Here is a 21,321-nt window from a genome sequence, read left to right as displayed (position 1 = left end):
ATTCTTTTTTTTCGTAAAACTCTTTTTTTAATTATTAGATTTGACATACAGCCCCTACGCTAATGATATATTATACATTCACAACTCTACAACCCGCTCAAACATCTCCTTAATCTCCATCTCATGGCTTATTAGAAATATCTGTCTGTACTGCTCTTTGATGGTGTGGAAAGCCTCAAGTATCTCCATTCTTCGGCTCTCGTCCTGACTTCCGAACACTTCATCAAATGCCAAGAAACCTATGGAGCCTGCACCGCTGAGTTCCGTGAGGGTTTTAGAGATGGCGATGCGAAGCACTAGGTTTGCGAGGTCTATCTCTCCGCCGCTAAAACGCTCTATGGGGTACTTTTTGCCCTCGTCGTAGATGAAAAAATCGAAGTCGTTGCTGACCTCTATGTGCTGATATTTGCCTTTTGTGATACGCGCGTACATCTCTGAGGCGATCTCCGAGATGCGGGGTGCTATCTTTGCATTTAGACGTGTCTTAAACTCAGTAAGGCTTGTCTTTATCTTCTCATAGTCGAGCAGATCGTCTTTTTTGCTCTGAACTTTTTTCTTTTGCGCTTCATTGTTCTCAAGCGAGGCTTCTATGTTTTTTATCTCGCCCTCGATCTTTGCGACTTTTACTTTTATCTCCATCAGAAGTGCTGTTTTTGCATCTATGGCTTTGAGCAGTTCGTCATGCTCCGCAAGCTTTGCTTTGTGTTTCTCTTCGTCGTAGATGACGAGGTTAAACTCCGCCTCTTTTTTCTTGTACTGCTCTCTTAGATCTTCGATTCTTTTGCTCACAAGTGCGAGGTCCGCTTTTACGACCGGTAGCCTCTTTAACTCTGTCTCATTATTAATATAGAGTTTGTATTTGGGTTCAAGAGACGCAAAGTCGCTCTTTAGCTTCTCGTGCGCTTTCTCATCGTAGCTGTAGGCTTCAAGCTCTTTGAGTTCCTGCTTGTTTTTAAGCCCTTTTTGCTCTACAAGGGCAAAGTGCTCTTGTGCGGCTTTTAGGTCTTTTAGTTTGCTCTCTATGATCTTAATACTGCTTACGATCTCTGAAAACTCTTTCTCTTTTTGCTTCTTCTCAGTCTCAAATGCGCTCTTTTGAGTCTCTACGTTGGTAAGCTGTTTTTTGTACTCATCAATCTTCTTTTGGTGTGTCTCGTTGACCGTGCCGACAAGCGAGTTTACAACATTGTCATACTCCTCTAGAAGCGGTCTCGTGCATGTCGGACAAGCTCCTTCGTTTCCTAGCTCTTTTAGCTTGGCTATCTTGGCGTTAGTGATATCTATCTGTTTGAGTTCTGAGGCTATTTCGGCTTTTAGCTCGTTTTCGATCGTCTGTTTTGTCTTTACGCTCTCCTGCAAAACTGCGATGTTTATCTCCAGATTTTTTGCATTTAAGACAAACTCTTCATACCCTTCGCAAGCTTTTTCAAGTGCGCCAATGTCCGATCTGCTCTTTGTGTACTGCTCTCTTAGCTGAACCTGCTCCTTTTGCAAACCCTCTTTTTTGAGGAAGAACTCTCTGAGCTTCTCCTGCTCCTTTAACTGCTGCTGCAGGCTAAGGTACTCTTTTGCCGCAGGTTTTAAAGATTCAAGTTTCTCCTGCTTGTCTTCAAGTTCATGAAACTCAGCGTTAAGTTTTACCTGGTTTAACAGCTCGCTGTTTTTAGAGTTTTTCGTCAGTTCCAGTTGTGATGCTAGCTTCTGCTTCTTCTCTTTTGTCTCTGCAAATACAGTGAGCTCTTTTTTTATCTCTTTCTCTTTAGTTTTTAGTGCGTCAAGCTCTTTTGTCTTGCTCTTCTCATCGTTTGCAAGAGTCTCTTTTGAAGCGATATTTTCTTTTATCTGCTCCTCTTTTTGCTTTATCTCCGCTTCGCCCAAAAGCACCTCTTTAAACGCTTCTATTTCGCGTTTTAGCTCTCTGCTTTTTTCAACAAGCTCTCTTTCGATGAAGTCTATTTTTTCAAGTCCCAAAAGACGGCGTATCATCTTTTTTCTATCTTCGTTTTTAAGCGTGCTAAGGCTTGTAAGCTCTTTTTGGGAGGCGAAAAGAGTGTTCACAAAAGCATCTTTGCTCATCTTTGTAAGTGAGGTTATGGAGCTTGTCACCTCTTTGGCACTGCTTGTTATAAGCTCTTCATTCTTGTAGAGTTTTGCATTTGCGCTCATCGCTTTTCCGCGAAATTCACGAACTACTCTGTAGGTTGCCGCATCAAACTCAAACTCAAGCTCAACGACCACCGCATCTTTTGCGTCAGCATTTGAGTTTTTGACTATATCTTTATACCCTTTGTTCCTCAGCTCGCCGTAAAGTGCAAAAAATATCGCCTCGAAGATGGTGGATTTTCCGCTTCCGTTCTTGCCGATAATGCCGATGAGCCCCTCGCCAAACTCTATTGTCTTGGCACTGTATTTTTTAAAGTTTTCAAGTCGGAGTTTAGATAGTATCATCACAAACCTCCTCGTAGTGTGCAAAGAGCTCTTGGACTTTGAGTTTCAGCCTCTCAAACTCCTCTCCTTTTGCTTCCTCTTTTATGTGTTGTAAAAAAAACTCCTCAAGTGATACGGCTTCGGCTTCCATCATCTCTGTTTGTCTCTGTGCTTGCTTGAACTCTCGCTTTACAGAGACGCTTATAGCGTCCGCAAAAAGCTTTTTTATCTCCGAGTTTTGTATGTCAATGGATTGTAAAACGCTCAAGTTTGTAAGTTTTACCTCGACTATTGCATCTTTTGTGTCACTTGTATCAATCTTTGAGACGGAGTTTTCATAATCCTCGCAATCTATCTCTTTTGTGAGAATAGGGCGGATATTTATCTCTTTGTACTCGACCTGCAGTTCGTCATATAGATTTATCTCCGCAAAGCCTTTTGAGTTTCGTTTGTCGTTTAGGCTTGTTCTCTCTGTCGAGCCGCTGTAGTAGACATTTTCATGCTTTCCGACCTTTCCAAAGCCGTGCCAATGCCCGAGTGCGACATAGTCCATCATCTTAAAAATATACTCTTTATCACTCGGATAGACCCACTCGCCAAACTCGTTCATAAGATAAAAAGCACCCACGGAGCAGTGCATCATCATTATGTTCTTTTTGCTTTTGTCAATGCTCTCTTCGCAGAGCTCTATCTGTGAGAGCGCCTTTGTCTCATCGTTCATGTGGGGCAGGGCGTGAAATATTATATGCTCGAACTCTATCTTTTTATACTCTTGGTTATATGCCGCATATACGTTTTTAAAGTTCTCAAATATTTTTAGTATTGGCGAGCTTAGATTTGTTCTGGGCGTTGAGTGGTTTCCGGCTATAAGGATGAGCGGGATATCAAGAGAGTCTATGATCTTGAACTGTTCAAGTGCAAAAGTTATAGCGCGGTTTGAGGGGCTTGAGCGGTGAAAAAGGTCACCCGTATGGATAATATAATCAGGTTTTATCTCTTTTATCTGCTCTACGACCTGAGCAAAAGCGTCGTAAAAATCGGCTTCTCTCTGGTTGATGTTCTCGTCGTTTAAAACTTCAAGGTCGTTAAAGCCCAAGTGGGTGTCGCTAAAGTGTATGATCTTCAAGATAGACTCCTGATGGTTTTGGATATTCTATCTGAAAAATTTATTTTTTGAAAAACTTATAGTAAAAATCTTTTATGGTTCTTAGTTTTGTTCTGCTTATCGCTAAAGAGCCGCTCTCGACCTTTCCGCTTGTAACAGTCGTTCCCGCTGCTATCATCACATCGTCCTCGATTGTCACAGGGGCTACAAGCTGTGAGTCGCTTCCTACAAATACGTTTTTGCCGATGATGGTCTGGTATTTTTTGATCCCGTCGTAGTTGCATGTAATGACTCCAGCACCGATATTTGTTCCCTCATCGACAGTTGCATCTCCTATGTAGCTTAGATGCCCGGCTTTTACACCTTTTAGGGTTGATTTTTTAACCTCGACGAAGTTTCCTACATGAGTATCTTCTAGCTCTGAGGCAGGGCGAAGATGAGCCAGAGGCCCTACGTCTGAGTTTTTAACTATGCTATCTTCAATAACGCTGTGTGCTTTTATGTGAGAGTTTATTATCTTGGAGCTTCCCGTTATGCGGCATCCGTTCTCAACTATGCACTCGCCCTCGAAAGTCACACCCTCTTCAATGTAGATGGTTGAAGGAAGCTGCATTCTCACACCCGCTTCCATCCATTTGGTTTTGATCCTATCTTGCATGATCTCTTCGGCGACAGAGAGATCTTTTTTGGAGTTCACGCCCCTGAAGTGCTCCTCATCGACCAATAGAGGGGAAACACTAAGTCCGTCAGCTCTTGCCATAGATATGACATCTGTAAGGTAGTACTCTTTTTGGGCGTTGTCGTTGCTAAGAAGTGGGATGTATTTATCTAAAACTTCTTTGGTAAAGGCGTATATTCCTGCGTTTACCGTTGTGACAGATAACTCAACTTTAGAGGCGTCTTTTTGTTCGACTATCTTTTTTACTTCACCGTTTTCTATGATCACGCGGCCGTATCCGTCAGGATCTGGCAGGTCAAAGATCGACATTACTATGTCGGAGTCGTTGTGCAAAAATCCATCAAGAGCTTCGGCACAGATGAGCGGCATATCCCCATTTAGAACAAGAACTTTTTCGTTCTTTACAGAGACGTTTTTCATAGCCCCGCCGGTTCCGGGGAAGTTGATATCGTCTTGAGTAACAAAGTTTATATCGTCAAAATATGAGCTTACAGCTTTTTGCACGGCATCTTTTTGGTGAGCTATGACCACGGTTATATCATCGCTTATCTCACGCGATGCTTTTATAATGTAATAGAGCATCTCCCTGCCGCAAATAGTATGTAAAACCTTGGCTTTTGAAGATTTCATTCGGCTTCCTTTACCGGCCGCCAAGATAACGATACTGATTCTGTTTTTGTTCATTTTTAACTCTTTAAAATATTTGACAAAATTATACCCTCCGCCTCTTATATTTGAAATTAAATCTCTAAAATTCCCTTTTTAATGTGGAGGCTTATATTTTTTGTGGTATTATAAGCTCAATATTTTACTATAAGGTATTTGAATGGATTTAGGTACGGTCATAGGTATTGTTTTAGTCTTCGCACTTCTGATGGGTGCTATGGCAATGGGTGTGGGAGTAGGCCCTTATATCGATATCCCTTCAGTTCTTATCGTTATCGGCGGTAGTATCGGTGCCTTGATGGTATCGTTCAAACCGTCTCAGATGAAATCTTTTGTGAAAGTTTTTATGGTGGCGGTAAAGCCTCCTCAAGAGGATAAAGTAGAACTTATAAAAAAACTTGTTGCATTTGCAACAAAAGCCAGAAAAGACGGCATATTGGCGCTTGAGAGCGAAGTAAATGACGAGAAGAACGAGTTTTTAAGAAAAGGTCTCTCTATGGCAATTGACGGCAATGAGCCTGATAACATAAGAGAGCTTTTAGAGATAGAGATGGAGCAGACAAGCACGCGCCACAAGGTCAACGGCTCTATGTTTAACCAATGGGCAGGTCTGGCCGGCGCTATGGGTATGGTCGGAACGCTTATAGGTCTTGTTGCCATGCTTTTAAATATGGCTGACCCTTCGGCGATCGGTCCATCTATGGCGGTAGCACTCCTAACCACCATGTACGGTGCGATCATCGGTAACGTTTTGGGAACACCTATCGCCAACATACTTGGCATAAGAAACGACGAAGAGACGCTTATAAAAGAGATGATACTAACAGGCATAATGTCGATTCAATCCGGAGATGCTCCAAGGGCGTTAGAGGCGAAACTGCTTAGTTATCTGCCTCCAAAAGAGCGTGTGAGTCAATATAACTAATGGCTAAGAAAAACAAGTGTCCTGAATGTGAAAGATGTATGCCTCTTTGGCTTGTGGCATTTGGGGATCTTATGTCACTGCTATTGTGCTTCTTCGTTCTTCTTTTATCAATGTCGAGCATGGATGCAAAAAAGATATCTGAGGCTATCGGTTCACTCTCCGGAGCTATGAGCGTCTTGGAGGGCGGTATTAAAACCGAGGTCTCCAAAAGACGTATCCAAGAGTCGACTCCTATTGAAGCGGCAGATGAGACGTCTGAGCAGGTAAATAGAGTAATGCAGGCTCTTACCGAAGTAAATGAGATGACGGCAGAGGGTGACGGCCCTGCAGTATCTCTCGAGGAGGCACAGGACGGTTTTGTGATAGAACTTCCTGCGGCTCTGCTGTTTAAATCAGGCAGCGCAACCATTCATAGCGAGGATGCGCTTCTCTTTTTAAAGAGAATAGCCCTTATAGTCGGAGAGCTTCCAAATCAGACGAAAGTAAGTGTTCAAGGACATACAGACAATCAATCTCCAGGTTCCGGCAGTCCGTATAAAGACAATTGGGAACTCTCTTCTGCAAGAGCGATCTCTGTGCTTCAGGAACTGCTTTTAAACGGGGTAGACCCAAAGCGTATCAATGCGGCCGGATTTGCCGAGTTCTCTCCAAAGGCAACTAACGTCACCGAGAGCGGCAGAGAGAAGAACCGCAGAGTCGAGCTTCACTTTTACGGTGCAGACCCGGACGATAAAGATAAAGTCCAGCAGGGCGTTTTGGATAAGGCAGCAAGCAAATAATGTTCAAGCTTTTTTTACTACTCTTTTGGCTGGGAGCAGCCTCGCTCTTTGGAGCTGAAAACGTAGCTATTCCAACGATGAACTTTGAGCTCTCCGCTCCCTCTTCTCCTCAGCAGCTTGTTAGTTCACTAAATGTACTTGTTCTTTTAACGCTGCTTTTCCTTGCTCCTAGCATGGTGCTTGTAATGACCACTTTTACAAGGTTTGTCATAGTTTTTGGCTTTTTAAGACAGGCGCTTGGTACACAGCAGGTTCCCCCGACACAGCTTTTGGTTATGCTTGCTATGATACTCACTTTCTTTGTAATGGAACCAGTAGGTGTAAAAGCCTATGAAAACGGTATTAAGCCATACATCGAGGAAAAAATAGGTTATGAAGAGGCGTTTGATCAGACGGCTCTTCCGTTTAAGAACTTTATGATCAGAAACACAAGAGAGAAGGACCTTGCTCTCTTTTTCAGGATAAGAAAGATGGAGAACCCGACTACGGTCGCAGATGTTCCTCTCTCGATCATTATTCCGGCGTTTGTCATAAGTGAGCTTAAGACCGCTTTTGAGATAGGCTTTTTGCTCTTTTTACCGTTCTTGGTCATAGATATGGTCGTTGCATCGATTTTAATGTCTATGGGTATGATGATGTTGCCGCCTATTATGATAGCGCTGCCCTTTAAGATACTTGTCTTTATTCTCATAGACGGATGGAACTTGTTAATAGGCAACCTGATAGCCTCGATAAAATAGATATAAAGTAGATAATGTGGATTGTGAATATTTTGGAGAGTGTGGCGCTTGCAGAGTTTATGAAGGCGGGTACGAGCATCAGCTCTCATTAAAAGCAGATATAAACCAAGAGAGATTCAGACCATACTATGACGGGAGTATCTCTCTTTTTAGATCGCCCGAGAGCCACTACCGCTCAAGAAGCGAGTTTAAGATCTGGCACACGGACGATGATATCCATTATGCTATGAACCGCATAGACAAAAACGGCGTTGTTCTTATAGATGAGTGTCCGCAGGTGAGCGAGCCGATTTTCGCTTTGATGCCAAAACTCTTGGATGCCATAAAAAAGCACGATATCGGCTTTAAGCTTTTCGGTGCCGATTTTTTAAGCTCAACAAGAGGCGAGACAGTAGTCTCACTCCTCTACCACAGAAAATTGGATGAGCAGTGGAGAGAGATAGCGCAGAGCATAGCCTCAGAGCTTGGTATTTACATAATAGGACGAAGCAGAGGTCAGAAGCTTGTTGTCGGTCAGGATTACGTAACTGAACATTTAGATGTAGACGGAAGCGAGTTTAGGTTCAACTATATAGAGAACAGCTTTACCCAGCCGAACTCCAAAGTAAATGAGCAGATGGTATCGTGGGCTTTGAAAAATCTTCCAAAAACAAAGAGCGACCTTCTTGAGCTCTACTGCGGAGCGGGCAACTTTACGATACCTTTTTCGCTCAAATTCAGAAAAGTTTTGGCTACAGAGATATCAAAATCTTCTATCAATGCCGCAAAAGCAAATATGGCTCTAAACGGCGTTGAAAATATAGAGTTTATCCGTATGAGCGTTGAGGAGTTTGTTCAGGCTCTTGAGGGTGTAAGAGAGTTTAACAGAATGAGAGATATCGATATAGACTCTTACGACATCAAGACCATATTCGTAGATCCGCCAAGAAGCGGTATGGACGTAGCTACGTGCGAATTTGCTTCGAGATACGACAATATTTTATATATCTCTTGCAATCCCGAGACACTGGCAAGAGATCTGGATACTCTATGCAAGACGCACTCTGTTGCAGATATGGCTCTCTTTGATCAGTTTCCATACACTCACCATGCCGAGATGGGTGTCAGACTTATCAGAAAAGGGAGCATTTCATGAGAGTTCTTTTTACCATTTTTCTTCTGTTTGGTTTTGCATACTCTGACGAGATACAAAGAATTGAAAACATAGCAAAAGATATAAGCAAACTGCGTCTAGAGAGCGAGAAGTGCAAAGAGGAGCTCAAAAGCAGCAAAGGGCTCATGGAAGAGAACAGAGAGCTTCAAGTAAGAGTCCAAAAGTTGGAAAAATTGGTAAAAAAGCAAGAAATTCTTTTAAAAACCAAAGAAAATAATCAAAAAAATCTATTTATATACAGTAATAAGTGTGAAGAGGAGAGCCCTTTTCCTGAACTTATGATGAAAGACGAGTACAAAAAAGAGACCTCAAACAGAAATGAGATCATAACATTTAAAGCAAGCGCTTTTCGCCTTAAAACAGACAGCGTGATATATGACGCGGCTAACGGAAAAAAGATCGATCTGTGGGAGAAGGGCACATCTTTTACCTCTAACAGTATGATGGATGGCTGGATAAAGATATCGGGTTATTTCGTAAAGAGAAAGTGGAAGAAAGCCCAAAAAGAGATGTGGGTGAAATCTGCCCAGACCATAAAAAGATAGCAATTAAATTATAATGATATAATGCTGAAAAATTTTTAGAAGTGACGTATGAAAAAAATATTGATTATCGGTGACGGCGAAGTCTCAAAACACTTTATAAACAGAATTATAGAGACTCACACGAGCGAGAACATCTACTATGTAGTAGAGACCAAAGCAAAAAAATACAAAAATGTAAATCCGTCACGTTTTAAATTTTACGAGTTTGACCCTACAAGCCTCTACAAACTTGCCAATCTTCTAAAGATGGAGTTCGTTCAGGTCATTATCGTTATGGACAGCAAAATGGATGTCCAGCACACGATAAAGAATATCAGAAGCATTAAAAAACAGCTTCGCATAATTGTTCTGAACAAATGGAAGCTCGAAAACGAAGACTCAAACGTAGTCTTGATAGACTCCAACGAGATCCTCTCCTCAAGGCTTATCGACTATCTGCCAAACGTTCCGGTCATCGCTCAAAATGTCGGCATAGGCGAGGGCGAGATAATGGAAGTCCTCGTTCCGTTTGGAAGTTCGTTTATCTACAAACATATCGGTGTCATAGAGCAAAAAGAGTGGCGAATAGTTGCCATATACAGAAACAGAAAACTGATAATGCCAAACCGCAGAAGAATGATCCAGCCAAACGACCTTCTGCTTCTTGTCGGCGATCCGACCGTTTTAAAGTCTGTTTACAGGGCGATAAAAAGGGAGCTTGGGCAGTTTCCCGAGCCGTTTGGCTCAAATCTTTATCTATACCTGGATATGGACATACTAAATCTTGAAACGGTAGAAGACCTTCTAAAAAGAGCTGTTTTTATACATGACAAGCTCGGTCATACTCTCATCATCAGAGTTGTGAATCCAAGCGATTTTGATGTTGTCTGGATGATAAAAAAGTATAGAGCAGAAAACATTGTCATTGATATAAACTACGACGCTGAAAACCTAAAACAGAGCTTTTTTAACGATATAAAGGCGTACCATGTCGGTTTGGTGATAGTCTCCAATGAAATATTTGACGATTATGAGATGAGGAGTACGCTATTTGAAGCTCAGGTTCCTGTTTTTAAAATAGCCCACAGAGAACTCTCAAGCGTAAAGGATGCATCCATCATACTCGGTGACAACCGTGATCTGGAGAAGATATCATCTACCATATTTGACGTTGCCGAACAGATGAGCCTTCATATCGAGCTTTATAACTATATGAATGAACACCAAGAGGCAAAAGAGCAGGTGATAGAGCACTACTACAACCTTGCAACGATCTTTTCAAAGAGCATCAAGGTCATCAAAGAGGGTGAAAATCCGATAAAAAAACTAAAACAAAAAGATGATTTTATACAGATCATTCCTTTTACAAAAAAATTGACCCAGAGAAAGATATACTCTATTCTCTCAACTGACAGCGAAAGACTCTACCACAAACTAGACGCCAATCATCAGATATTTATACCCGTGCAGATCTGATTTAGCCGTTTTTTATCCTTATTTAAGTATTATACATCTAACTAAACTGTTGGATAAAGAATGCAAGTACACATTGAGCTTAAAAAGGTCGTAGACGACTCTTACGACATAACAATAGACAAGCTTCCAAAAATATATTTCGATACAAAAGTAGCAGTTGTAACCAACCCGACTGTCTCTGCTCTACATCTCGATTATCTCCTCTCAAACATAAGTGCCAAAGAGCTTCATGTCATAACGCTAAAAGATGGCGAAGAGTATAAGAACCAGGAGAGCATAGACACTATCTTGGACTCTATGTTTGAACACCGTTTCAACCGTAAATCTATGCTTATCGCATTTGGCGGCGGTGTTATCGGCGATATGACAGGGTTTGCGGCAAGTATCTACCAAAGAGGTATAGATTTTATTCAGATCCCGACAACACTTCTCTCGCAGGTAGATGCGAGCGTGGGCGGAAAAACAGGCATGAACAACAAGTACGGCAAAAACCTTGTCGGTGCATTTCATCAGCCCAAAGCCGTCTACATTGACCCGTACTTCTTGAGTACTCTTCCAAAAAGAGAGTTCGCGGCGGGAGTTGCAGAGATAGTTAAGATGGCGGTAACATTTAACAAAGAGTTTTTTGAGTTTCTAGAGAGTGCAGACCTTAGCGATGCAAAAGTGCTTCAAGATGTTATAAAACAGGCAGTAGAGACAAAAGCAGGCGTAGTCGCCGAGGATGAGAAAGAGCGCGGGCTTAGAGCCGCTCTTAACTACGGGCACACCTTTGGACACGTTATCGAGAATGAGACCAAGTACAAAGAGTTTCTGCACGGAGAAGCAGTTGCTATCGGTATGGTGATGGCAAATGAAACTGCGGTCAAGATGAACCTTATGAGCGAGAAAGAAGCGCTCAGAGTAAAGGCGCTGCTTGAAAAATATGAGCTGCCGACGAATTATGAGATCGCAGATGTAAAAGCATTTTACGAGGCATTTTTTCTCGATAAGAAGAGTTCCGATTCTGCCATAACGTTCATTTTGCCTTTGGGGATCGGCGATGTCGTGATAACCGACAAAGTTGACAGAGGAACTGTTATGTGCGTCTTAAATAAATTTGGAAGAGATCAATGAAAAAAGTACTTTTTTATCTGCTGATAGCATCATCGCTCCTATTCTCAAACACCGTAGCAGCCGAAAAGGGCATGAGTGAGCAGGAGATTGAGAAGATCAAGCTTGCTCAAGAGGACGCAAAAAGAGAAAAGATCGCAAGACTTTTATCAGAATTAAAGAGCATAGAGGAGAAGATAGCAAAAAAAGACAGCGTCTGGATGAAGAGCTACTCCTCATATCTTACATCTCTGGATGTTAGAGAGAGCCTTGAGAAGATAGTTGATCGAATAAACTATCTTGAGAAAAAGAAGAATAAAACATTAAGTGAGATAGACGAGCTCAGCGCACTTATAGCAAGAGAGAAGATCCTTACATCCCAGATAGAGAAGCTCAAAAAAAAGGACAGCTCTCCGTTTTCCGACCTTTTGACCCCTCCAAATATCGACGAAGTTCCGACCATAAAGAATCCGTTCGATATTTTTGTCGGCATATCTCTTATAAAAACTCTTGACAGGGACTTTAACGACTATGTGTTGAAAAAAGATGAGCTAAAAGAGCTTATCGCCCTCTTAAGATCAGAGGTGCGTATATATGGTGAGTTACTCGCAATAGATGAACAGAGCGAGCACAGAGAAAAAGCGGAGCTAAAACTAAAACAGCTTGAGAGATTTGAGTCCGCTCTTGACACCATGAAGGTAACGGCTGACGTTTATCAAAAAAGATTGGACATCATCGAGGTCAGCATCAACAAAGAGGTTGAGGCTCAAATATTTAAGATCGCCAAAATAGGTGTCGTCATTCTTGTAGTATTTGTATTCTTCTTCCTGTTGAAACTCTTTGTCAAAAAATATATTACAGACAATGAGCGTTTTTATATGGCGAACAAGATCATTACGTTTGGCAATTTCACGCTTATAGTCCTGATCCTATTTTTCAACTATATTGAAAACGTAAGCTATCTTGTGACCATTTTAGGATTTGCATCCGCCGGTATTGCCATTGCCATGAAAGATTGGTTCATGAGCATACTCGGCTGGCTTGTCATCGTCTTTGGCGGAAGCATACATGTTGGCGACAGGATACGTGTAGATATGGACGGAATGAGATATGTCGGTGACGTTATGGATATATCGCTTCTAAGAATGACAATACTCGAAGATATTACTTTAACGACAGTTTCTGACAACAGAAGAGCGGGGCGTATCATATTTATTCCAAACAACTATGTCTTTACAAGGATGATAGCAAACTATACGCACAGCACTCTTAAGACAGTTTGGGACGGTGTCAAGATCACTATAACCTATGATTCAAACCATAAAAAAGCTATGCACATTGCAAAAGAGATAACCAAGAAGTTCTCTAAGGGTTATACGGATATTACAAGAAAACAGCTTAACAAGCTTCGTAATCAGTACAGCCTTAAGAACACGAACGTCGAACCTAGAATATTCTCTTTTATAGAGCCAAACGGTATAGCTATTGATGCTTGGTATCTGACAAATGCTTATGCCACTCTAACTCTTAGAAGCGTCATATCTACCGAGATCGTAGATGCATTTATGGCAGAGGATGATATAACCATCGCATACCCTACACAGATGCTTCACCTCGAACAACCGGCAAAAAGAACGCCTCCTTTTGCGACAAATGAAGAGATCGTATAAAAATGAAAAAAGTATATTTTAAAACCTTTGGATGCAGAACGAACCTTTACGACTCTCAGGTTATGATGAGCTCAATGCAGGAGTACACTGTAACTGAAGATGAGAGCGAAGCGGATATAATCGTTGTCAACTCATGTACAGTTACAAACGGAGCCGATACGCATGTGCGCTCATATATCTCGCATGTTGAGAACAGCGGCGGTGCAAAGGTATTTTTAACGGGATGCGGCGCGCACACAAAGGGTGAGAACCTTTTAAAGCAGGGGCGTGTCTCAGGCGTCTTCGGACAGAGCGAGAAGATAAGGATAGATGATATGCTCAGCCGCGAAGAGCCGTTTTACGAACTGGGCGATCTAAACTTCATAGACGAGAGCGTTGTCGATGATTTTATCGGCAAGAGCAGGGCGTTTATTAAGATACAAGAAGGGTGCAATTTCCGCTGTTCATACTGCATTATCCCCTACGTCCGCGGCGACGCGAGAAGTATGAGCGAAGAGAAGATACTCGAGCAGATCACCAGACTTGCGCGCAACGGCTTTGGAGAGTTCATCCTCACGGGAACGAACGTTGGAAGCTACGGTCAAAAAACTGACAGCTCCATAGCTTCACTAATGAAAAAAATATCCCAAATACGCGGTGTAAGACGCATAAGGGTAGGGAGCGTAGAGCCTATCCAGATAACGGATGAGTTTAAAGAGATACTGGATGAGCCTTGGTTGGAGCGTCATCTCCATATTGCACTGCAACATACATCTCCTCAGATGCTAAAGTTTATGAACAGAAGAAATGTCTATAAGCAGGACAGGGAGCTTTTTGAACTTCTTGCAAACAAAGGTTTTGCAATAGGAACAGACTTTATAACGGGGCATCCTGGAGAGTCACAGGAGCTTTGGGATGAAGCGATGAAAAATGTAAGAGAACTGCCTCTGACTCACCTGCATGCATTTACATACTCCAAAAGAGACGGCACTCCATCGGCGACCATGAAGCCGGAAGTAAACGGCAAAGTCGCAAAAGAGAGGCTTCACGAACTCGAAGAGATAGTAAAAGCCAAAAACTACGAGTTCAGAAAGGCGTTTGGCAAAGAGCTGGAAGTGCTAGTAGAGAGCGAAAAGGACGGAGCATTCATCGGGTACGATCAGCACTTTAACAAGATCATGATAGACTCGGATGAGGATCTGCTTGGCAACTGGATAAATCTGAGCGAGTATGACGTAAGAGAGGAGTCTAACTATGGTAGGGTCTAAAACGAACAGAGTAGCGCTGTATGCATCGGCTTTTTTGGTAGTTATATTGGTTCTTTTTGCGATGCTAAGAGACAATGCGGATGCCATCTCCCTTAAAGATGCGACTGCTATGCTTCAAAACGGAAGTGTCAAAAGCGTTGTGGCTTCAGAGGAGTTCATCTATCTTAAAACGGACAAAGAGGTTTATAAGATAGCATCTTCCCAGATATCTCCCGAGATGCTCAGTGACTACAGAGTTAAAGTAAAAAGCGGCTCAAATATAGTGGCTTATTTTCTCTTTTTAGTCCTTTTCTTGGGTATCGGCACGCTTGTTTTTAAGTGGCTTCAAAAGAACAGGATTGTAAACACAGGTAACATCACAAGCAGCAGGTTTGGCTCATCTTTGGAGCAATCGCAGCCCATAGAGTCGATAAAGAGCGATGTTACATTTAACGACATCGGCGGCATCAGCGACGTCAAGATGGAGCTTGAAGAGATCATCGACTTTATGAAAAAACCAAAACGCTATAAAAGTTTCGGTGCAAGGATGCCGCGCGGTGTTCTTTTGGTCGGTCCTCCGGGCGTCGGCAAGACCATGATAGCAAAAGCAGTCGCAAATGCGGCAGGCGTTCCATTTTACTACCAAAGCGGTGCATCTTTCGTTCAAATATACGTCGGTATGGGGGCAAAGAGGGTTCATGAGCTATTTACAGCGGCGAAGAACAACTCCCCTTCGATCATATTCATAGATGAGATAGATGCCGTAGGAAAGAAGAGAGACGGGCAGAGAAGCGACGAGAGGGAAGCAACGCTCAACCAGCTTCTGACAGAGATGGACGGCTTTGAAAACTCAAGCGGCGTTATAGTCATAGCCGCTACAAATAAGATAGACGTCCTTGACTCCGCTCTTCTTCGTGCAGGAAGGTTTGATAGAAGAGTCTTTGTCGAGCTTCCTACAAAAAGAGAAAGAGCGTCTATACTTACGAAATATCTTGAAAAAGTTCCAAATGAGGTCGATGTCAACTCCGTGGCAAATATGACCGTAGGCTTTAACGGAGCCTCGTTAGCGGCTCTTGTAAACGAGGCATCTCTGCTTGCCATCAGACAGCATGACTTTCAAGTCACGATTGAGCATTTCCATCAGGTAAAAGACAAGGTGATGTTTGGCAAGAAGAAGCTTCAGATGTTAAGCGAGGAGCAGAAACAGTACCGTGTGACCTATCAGGCGGCAAAGGTTATCTGCGCTACTTACTATGACCTTCCTTTCGAGAAACTTCTCCTCTCAAATGAGAAGCTTACCCCTGCTACAGATGAGCCGCTTATAAAGCATGAACTCGAATCAAGAGTAAAGATGCTTTTGGCGGGCATTGTAGCGTGTAACATTAAGTACAGCGAGCATGCTAGCAGCGCCAAGGGCGATCTTGATGAAGCAAAAGAGATAGTCGAGAGGATGATCTCAGAGTACGGCATGGGTTCATCTCTTATGGCTAGCGAGAGCGAAAAAGAGCTCCTTATGAAAAGGCTCTATGAAGAGACCAGAAATCTTCTGGAGTCCATGCAGGATGTCATAAAGTATGTGGAGAGCGTTTTAAACGAGCGTGAGAGCATTACAAAAGCGGATGTGAAAAAGAAACTCAATGAAGTTTTATAGCGGCTTTTCTCTAAAAAACGAGCACTGCTACTTTAAAGAGTACATAAACTCATCTGAGTACACCGTCTGCGGATTTAGCTACGGAGCCATAAAAGCCCTTGGATATGTGCAGGAGATGCTTGGTCAAAAAAAGCGTGTTGACAGACTTCAGCTCTTCTCTCCCGCTTTTTTTCAGACAAAAGATGAGAAGTTTAAAAAGCTCCAACTTCTGGGATATAGAAAAAACCAAGACTCTTACCTAAGAGAGTTTATAGCGTCATGTTTTTCGCCCTATGAAAAAAAGATAGTAGAGCACTCTAAAAGCTCCATTGAGGAGCTTGAAGAGCTTTTGCGTTATGAGTGGGACATAGATGAGCTAAAAGAGCTTGTGAGAAAAGGTCTAAAGATAGAGGTCTATCTCGGCGGAGAGGACAGGGTCATAGATGTCCAAAGAGCAAGAGAGCTTTTTTTAGAAGTTGCTACGGTGACGTACATCAAAGAGGCAAATCATTTTTTGCTAACAAATTGATATATAATGCTTCTTAAAACTTATTTTTTCGCTCATTCTCACAACTCCATCCGTGGAGTTGTTCCGAGGCGAGTGCTTAATTTTACGTCCTGTAAAATCTTAAAGCCCTCGAACCGCTCAAAATAACTTTTGAGAGGTTAATATAGAGTAAATTAATATGGAGGAAATAATTATGAATAAAATAAGAATAGGCGTGATAACAGCAAGCGACAGAGCAAGTAAAGGGATATACGAGGATATATCGGGAGTGGCTATCCAAGACACTATGAAAGATTACCTCAAAAGCGAGTTTGAGATAGTTTACAGATGCATCCCTGACGAGCAGGATATGATAGAGCGTACGATGATAGAGCTTTGCGATGATGAGGAGTGTTGTCTGGTAGTGACCACGGGCGGAACAGGTCCTGCACTTCGTGACGTGACACCCGAAGCAACTGAGAACGTATGCCAAAAGATGATGCCCGGGTTTGGCGAGCTTATGCGTCAGGTGAGCCTGCAGTACGTTCCGACCGCGATTTTATCTCGTCAGACAGCTGGTATCAGAGGCAAAAGCCTCATCATAAATTTGCCGGGCAAGCCGAAGTCTATCCGTGAGTGTCTTGATGCTGTTTTTCCAGCTGTTCCGTACTGCATAGACCTTATAGAAGGACCTTACATAGAGACTAACGAGGATGTCATAAAGGCTTTTAGACCGAAGGCAAAGTAAGTTTCCTACTTATTTTGCTATGTTTAGTATCTATTTAACCGCTTCGATATTTGCCGAAACTATGTAGTCTTCTATATTTTGGGACCAATCTTTTAAAAACTTTCTGCTCTCGCTTTTAGGTGTGATATTTATATTTTTAAAACCTGAATTTTTTAGCAACGTCTTTAAGTCATCTATAAAACTGGCACCTGCTATGCAAGCTCCGTAGCTATCGAGCGTTATCATATGTGATGGTATCTTTTTTGTGAGCACTATGTCAGATATTGCCAATCTGCCGCCTGTTTTTAGAATCCTGAAAGCCTCGTCAAAAACTCTCTGTTTGTCCAAAGAGAGGTTAATTACACAGTTCGAGATGATGACATCTACGCTGTTGTCTGCAACGGGTAGGTTCTCGATCTCACCAAGTCTAAAATCAACATTATCATAGTTGCCTTTGTCTCTGTTGCTTCGCGCCTTTGCTATCATCTCTCTTGTCATATCTACGCCGATGACTCTCCCTTCATCTCCAACCTCTTTTGAAGCTAAAAAGCAATCAACTCCTGCGCCGCTTCCCAGGTCTAAAACAACTTCACCTTTTTTCAGTGAAGCTATAGCTGTAGGGTTTCCACACCCCAGGCCTTTGTTCGCTTCGGATGGAATGGAGTTTAACTGCTCCTTGGAATATCCCAGCTCTAAAGATATCTCTTCGCTGCCACAGCAACCACTTGGACTGCAGCCGCAACTATCATCGTCGGATGCGATTCTCGCATAGTTTTGAGTTATTGCAGCTCTTTTTTGCTCTTTTGTGAAATTCATTATTTTCCTTTAAAAATATTTCGAGATCTGATTCTCTAAGAGCATAGACGAAAGTTTTATAAAAAGGTGTCACTTTTTGTTCAATTTAACAAAAGTTGCAGTTTTTATCTTTAATATCAAACTCTAAGATATTGCCAAGATTGTCATATTTGTAACTACAGCATTGATGCAGTTTCTCTTTTATCTGCTTTTTGCCTCTAAAAATTATGCTTTTAATACTGCTTGAACTGATATCCAGTTTATCGGCTATCTCTTTTTGTTTAAGCTCTTTTATCTCAGATAGATAGAGTGCTTGGGCGTATTTGGGCGCAAGTGAGTTTATTATCGGTTCTATACACTTTGATAGCTCACTTATGGCATCTGCTTGCTCTTTGTCTTTACAAATATACTCTTCATTAAACTCTATATTATCTCTGTTCTTGGCATCTTTTCTATAAAAGTCGATAATTGAGTTTCTTGTGATAGTAAATATCCACGATGTAAGCTTCTCATCTGAATCTAGTTTGTCAATATTTTTATATATTTTAATAAACACCTCAGAGAGTATGTCTTTTGCATCTTCTGTGTCGTGTACTTTTGAGTTTATGAAAGAGAGTAGTCTTGAGTGGTACTGTTTATATATCTGTTCCATTGGGTTTAAATCCTGATAGATAACGGTTAAAATAAGCAATCAAAAAGCCGCCTATAAGTATTTGATTAGTTTCTTTTGATTTATTATTCATGAATGGATACTGTGTTAGATATTTCATGTTTTAGATTAGTTGCAAAACCATATGTGTATTTTGTACGGGAGATTACGTTATTTATTAAAGGTCTCAGTTTTTCTAAAGAGTTGGCACTAATCTTCTCATGATTCATGATTTTATCAAAGCAATAATCTAATTTTTGCGCCATATTTTTACATTCGCTTTTGCAGTCTGTAATTGTTTGATTATTGCTTAATTTTTCAACATCTCTGATTTGCTCAATGTCATTAATTACATCATTTAGCTGTGCTAATAGTAGTCTAGCTTCCATAAGTTCATTTATTACAATTGTTTTTTTTTCAATTGAACGCGAACGCCTATTATCCAATAAAGTATATATTGAAATAGCCAGTGCCAATACAGCAATTAGTACTTTCCAATCAAGTTCCACATAAAACTCCATAATTTAAAATAACTATTTATTTAGCAAACATTATATACAAAACAGCTTGATATCAGCTAATTAAACAAAGACAAAAACCGTTTGTTTAAATGATGAATAAAAATTAAAATGAGAATTAAAGAAGAGTAAAAAAGATAAAACAGAGAGAACACCTCTCTGTTTGAAGTTTGTAGTTTTAGATGAAGTTTACGTCTGTGACGTGGTGTTTTAAACCAAGTTCTGCAGGGCTGCATCCAAGTGCCAGACCTACCATCTGCTGCATATGAAGAACAGGAAGTGAAACATCACGTCCTATTGCCTCAGAAGCGTGTTTTGTCTGAGTGTCAAGCTTTAGGTGACATAATGGACAAGGTGTTACCATCATATCTGCGTTTTGGTCAGTCGCACCTGCTATTGCATTTCCCATAAGAACTGCTGCAGTATGCGGAGCTTGAAGCTCAACGTGGAATCCGCAGCACTTGTTCTTCTCTTCGTAGTCAACATTCATACCGCCGCACGCGATTATAAGGTCATCAAGCGAAGTAGGGTTGTACGGGTTCTCTTTTTGTTTGTGAGACTCGTCATGAAGCTCTGAAGGGCGGATATTGTGACATCCGTAAAACGGAGCGATGTTAAATTCGCTAAGAGGCTTAACGACCATCTCTTTTATCTTGTCTAGTCCGAAATCATCAATGATAGCATATAGGAAGTGGATGATGTTTGAAGTACCCTTGTACTCTAAACCAACCTCTGCAAGCTTTTCGTTGACTCTTGCTTTTAGCTCAGGGTTTCTGTCCAGTCTATGTTTTGTCATAGCAGTGTTTAGCTGACAAGTATTACAGATGGTTACCATTGTAAGGCCGTGCTTCTCAGCGTAAGCTATGTTTCTGGCATTGAGTACAAGCGATAAGAAATCATCATAGTCTTGAAGATGTGAAGCTCCGCAGCAAGAAGCTTCGGTCAGCTCGATTAGCTCGATGTTTAGTTTTTTGGCAACTGCCATAGTTGACATCATCTGTTCCGGAGTACTCTGCTTAGCAGTACATCCTGTAAAAAGTGCATATTTTAATTTTTTCATCTATTTTACTCCTAGAACTTTACTGTTGATGAAGATTTAATAAGTTTTTGTATCTCATCAAGGTTGTCTGATTTTGGCATGTTCCAAGGCATAACTATCTTGCCTTTTCTAAACATCTGAAGTGCGACCGGAATATGTTTAACTATTGCAGGTCCCTCAGAGTATAGAACTAAGCCGCCCTCATCAAGCAGACCGTGTTTTTTGATAGAGTGAAGGAAACCGACTGCATGGCGAGTAGCGACGTTGTTCTTTGCAACGCCTTTTTTAAACGCCATCTGGTGCAGTTTTGTGATCTTCTCGATAGGGTTGATCTCTTTTGGACAAACCTCTGCACACTCAAAACATTTGACACAGTCCCAAACGCCTTGCTTCTCTTCATTGACATCTATAAGTCTCTGAGGGTCATTGTCACGCACATCAGCTTCAAAACGGTATGCCGCCGCAAACGCCGCAGGACCGAAGAAGTCGCTGTTTACTTCAACTACAGGACAAGCGTAGTGACATGCCCCGCACTGAATACAAAGGTCAGCTTCGTTTAGCTCCTCCGCATCATGCGGAGATACAAGATTCTCGCAAGTCGGGCACTCATCCACGTCTGCAACCAGGTAAGGAGTCACAGCCGCGTGTTTTTCCCAGAAGTCGCCTTTGTCGATGATCATATCTTTGATAGCTCTTTTTGTGCTTAGAGGCTCAATAGTGAGGTCGTTGCCGAAATACTCGATCATAGTAGACATGCTCTCTTTACAAGCTAGAGTGCTTCTGCCGTTTACTTTGATGGCACATGCCCCGCAGATACCGTGGCGGCAGCTTCTTCTGTATGAAAAACTTCCGTCGTGATCCCATTTGATCCTGTTTAGTATATCTAAGACAACCTCTTCGGAAGTAACGTCCATACTGTAATCTTCATAGTACGGAAGATAATCTTCGTCAGCATTAAAGCGAAATACCTTGAAGTTTACTTTTTGTGTAGTAATTGCATTTGTACCCATAACTTCT

The 21,321-nt window shown here is 41.7% G+C and carries 20 protein-coding genes; 12 read left to right on the top strand and 8 right to left on the bottom strand.

Going from position 1 to position 21,321, the window contains the following annotated elements:
* Positions 1 to 78: 78 nt before the first annotated feature.
* Genes RBR61_RS07970 through glmU form a run of 3 tightly spaced genes read right to left on the bottom strand, consistent with a single transcriptional unit; the run spans position 79 to position 4,895 of the window.
* A complete protein-coding gene (locus RBR61_RS07970) occupies positions 79 to 2,448 on the bottom strand; it encodes an SMC family ATPase (protein ID WP_320343418.1) in 2,370 nt (789 codons plus the stop codon).
* Positions 2,435 to 3,553, bottom strand: a complete 1,119-nt coding sequence (locus RBR61_RS07965; protein WP_320343397.1) for a DNA repair exonuclease — start codon at positions 3,551 to 3,553, stop codon at positions 2,435 to 2,437. The genes RBR61_RS07970 and RBR61_RS07965 overlap by 14 nt, the downstream gene beginning before the upstream one ends.
* A 40-nt stretch (positions 3,554 to 3,593) precedes the next feature.
* Entirely contained in the window at positions 3,594 to 4,895 is a 1,302-nt protein-coding gene (gene glmU / locus RBR61_RS07960; protein ID WP_320343395.1) for a bifunctional UDP-N-acetylglucosamine diphosphorylase/glucosamine-1-phosphate N-acetyltransferase GlmU, read from the bottom strand.
* Positions 4,896 to 5,037: 142 nt separating this feature from the next.
* Between glmU and RBR61_RS07955 the strand changes: the two genes are divergently transcribed.
* From RBR61_RS07955 to mog, 12 genes are all read left to right on the top strand, one after another.
* The gene (locus tag RBR61_RS07955; RefSeq protein WP_320343394.1) at positions 5,038 to 5,802 is read left to right on the top strand and encodes a motility protein A; all 765 of its coding nucleotides are present in this window, start codon (positions 5,038 to 5,040) and stop codon (positions 5,800 to 5,802) included.
* Positions 5,802 to 6,581: a flagellar motor protein MotB gene (locus RBR61_RS07950; RefSeq protein ID WP_320343392.1), complete on the top strand. Its 780-nt coding sequence runs from the start codon at positions 5,802 to 5,804 to the stop codon at positions 6,579 to 6,581. Before RBR61_RS07955 ends, RBR61_RS07950 begins: the two co-directional genes overlap by 1 nt.
* Positions 6,581 to 7,321 (top strand): flagellar type III secretion system pore protein FliP, encoded by a 741-nt coding sequence (fliP, locus tag RBR61_RS07945; protein WP_320343390.1) that lies wholly within the window; start codon positions 6,581 to 6,583, stop codon positions 7,319 to 7,321. The genes RBR61_RS07950 and fliP overlap by 1 nt, the downstream gene beginning before the upstream one ends.
* Positions 7,322 to 7,337: 16 nt before the next feature.
* A complete protein-coding gene (gene trmA, locus RBR61_RS07940) occupies positions 7,338 to 8,456 on the top strand; it encodes a tRNA (uridine(54)-C5)-methyltransferase TrmA (RefSeq protein WP_320343388.1) in 1,119 nt (372 codons plus the stop codon).
* Complete coding sequence (locus RBR61_RS07935; protein WP_320343386.1) at positions 8,453 to 9,019, top strand: hypothetical protein; 567 nt, start codon at positions 8,453 to 8,455, stop codon at positions 9,017 to 9,019. Before trmA ends, RBR61_RS07935 begins: the two co-directional genes overlap by 4 nt.
* A 48-nt stretch (positions 9,020 to 9,067) precedes the next feature.
* The gene (locus RBR61_RS07930; RefSeq protein WP_320343384.1) at positions 9,068 to 10,474 is read left to right on the top strand and encodes a TrkA C-terminal domain-containing protein; all 1,407 of its coding nucleotides are present in this window, start codon (positions 9,068 to 9,070) and stop codon (positions 10,472 to 10,474) included.
* A 60-nt stretch (positions 10,475 to 10,534) separates the two neighbouring features.
* On the top strand, positions 10,535 to 11,587 hold the full coding sequence (gene aroB / locus RBR61_RS07925; RefSeq protein WP_320343382.1) for a 3-dehydroquinate synthase: 1,053 nt from the start codon (positions 10,535 to 10,537) through the stop codon (positions 11,585 to 11,587).
* Positions 11,584 to 13,233, top strand: a complete 1,650-nt coding sequence (locus tag RBR61_RS07920; protein ID WP_320343380.1) for a mechanosensitive ion channel domain-containing protein — start codon at positions 11,584 to 11,586, stop codon at positions 13,231 to 13,233. Before aroB ends, RBR61_RS07920 begins: the two co-directional genes overlap by 4 nt.
* 2 nt (positions 13,234 to 13,235) lie before the next feature.
* Entirely contained in the window at positions 13,236 to 14,480 is a 1,245-nt protein-coding gene (gene mtaB, locus RBR61_RS07915; RefSeq protein WP_320343378.1) for a tRNA (N(6)-L-threonylcarbamoyladenosine(37)-C(2))-methylthiotransferase MtaB, read from the top strand.
* Entirely contained in the window at positions 14,467 to 16,110 is a 1,644-nt protein-coding gene (locus tag RBR61_RS07910) for an AAA family ATPase (RefSeq protein ID WP_320343376.1), read from the top strand. The genes mtaB and RBR61_RS07910 overlap by 14 nt, the downstream gene beginning before the upstream one ends.
* Positions 16,097 to 16,618 carry a pimelyl-ACP methyl ester esterase BioV gene (bioV, locus tag RBR61_RS07905; protein WP_320343374.1) on the top strand — a complete coding sequence of 174 codons (522 nt, stop codon included), beginning with the start codon at positions 16,097 to 16,099 and terminating at the stop codon, positions 16,616 to 16,618. The genes RBR61_RS07910 and bioV overlap by 14 nt, the downstream gene beginning before the upstream one ends.
* A gap of 172 nt (positions 16,619 to 16,790) precedes the next feature.
* Entirely contained in the window at positions 16,791 to 17,324 is a 534-nt protein-coding gene (gene mog, locus RBR61_RS07900) for a molybdopterin adenylyltransferase (RefSeq protein WP_320343372.1), read from the top strand.
* A gap of 30 nt (positions 17,325 to 17,354) precedes the next feature.
* Here mog and arsM read toward each other — a convergent pair whose 3' ends face one another.
* The 5 genes from arsM to sdhB form a co-directional block, all read right to left on the bottom strand.
* Positions 17,355 to 18,119, bottom strand: coding sequence for an arsenite methyltransferase (gene arsM, locus RBR61_RS07895; protein ID WP_320343371.1), 765 nt, complete (start codon positions 18,117 to 18,119; stop codon positions 17,355 to 17,357).
* Positions 18,120 to 18,204: 85 nt separating this feature from the next.
* Complete coding sequence (locus RBR61_RS07890) at positions 18,205 to 18,750, bottom strand: sigma-70 family RNA polymerase sigma factor (protein WP_320343370.1); 546 nt, start codon at positions 18,748 to 18,750, stop codon at positions 18,205 to 18,207.
* A gap of 83 nt (positions 18,751 to 18,833) precedes the next feature.
* On the bottom strand, positions 18,834 to 19,256 hold the full coding sequence (locus RBR61_RS07885; protein WP_320343369.1) for a hypothetical protein: 423 nt from the start codon (positions 19,254 to 19,256) through the stop codon (positions 18,834 to 18,836).
* Positions 19,257 to 19,443: 187 nt separating this feature from the next.
* A complete protein-coding gene (locus RBR61_RS07880) occupies positions 19,444 to 20,325 on the bottom strand; it encodes a CoB--CoM heterodisulfide reductase iron-sulfur subunit B family protein (RefSeq protein WP_320343368.1) in 882 nt (293 codons plus the stop codon).
* 11 nt (positions 20,326 to 20,336) lie between these two features.
* On the bottom strand, positions 20,337 to 21,314 hold the full coding sequence (gene sdhB / locus RBR61_RS07875; protein WP_320343366.1) for a succinate dehydrogenase iron-sulfur subunit: 978 nt from the start codon (positions 21,312 to 21,314) through the stop codon (positions 20,337 to 20,339).
* Positions 21,315 to 21,321: the final 7 nt, after the last annotated feature.

It is taken from the genome of Sulfurimonas sp., assembly GCF_034005705.1.
In the GTDB taxonomy this organism is placed as follows: Bacteria; Campylobacterota; Campylobacteria; order Campylobacterales; family Sulfurimonadaceae; genus Sulfurimonas.
This window is presented reverse-complemented; position numbering and strand designations above follow the sequence as displayed.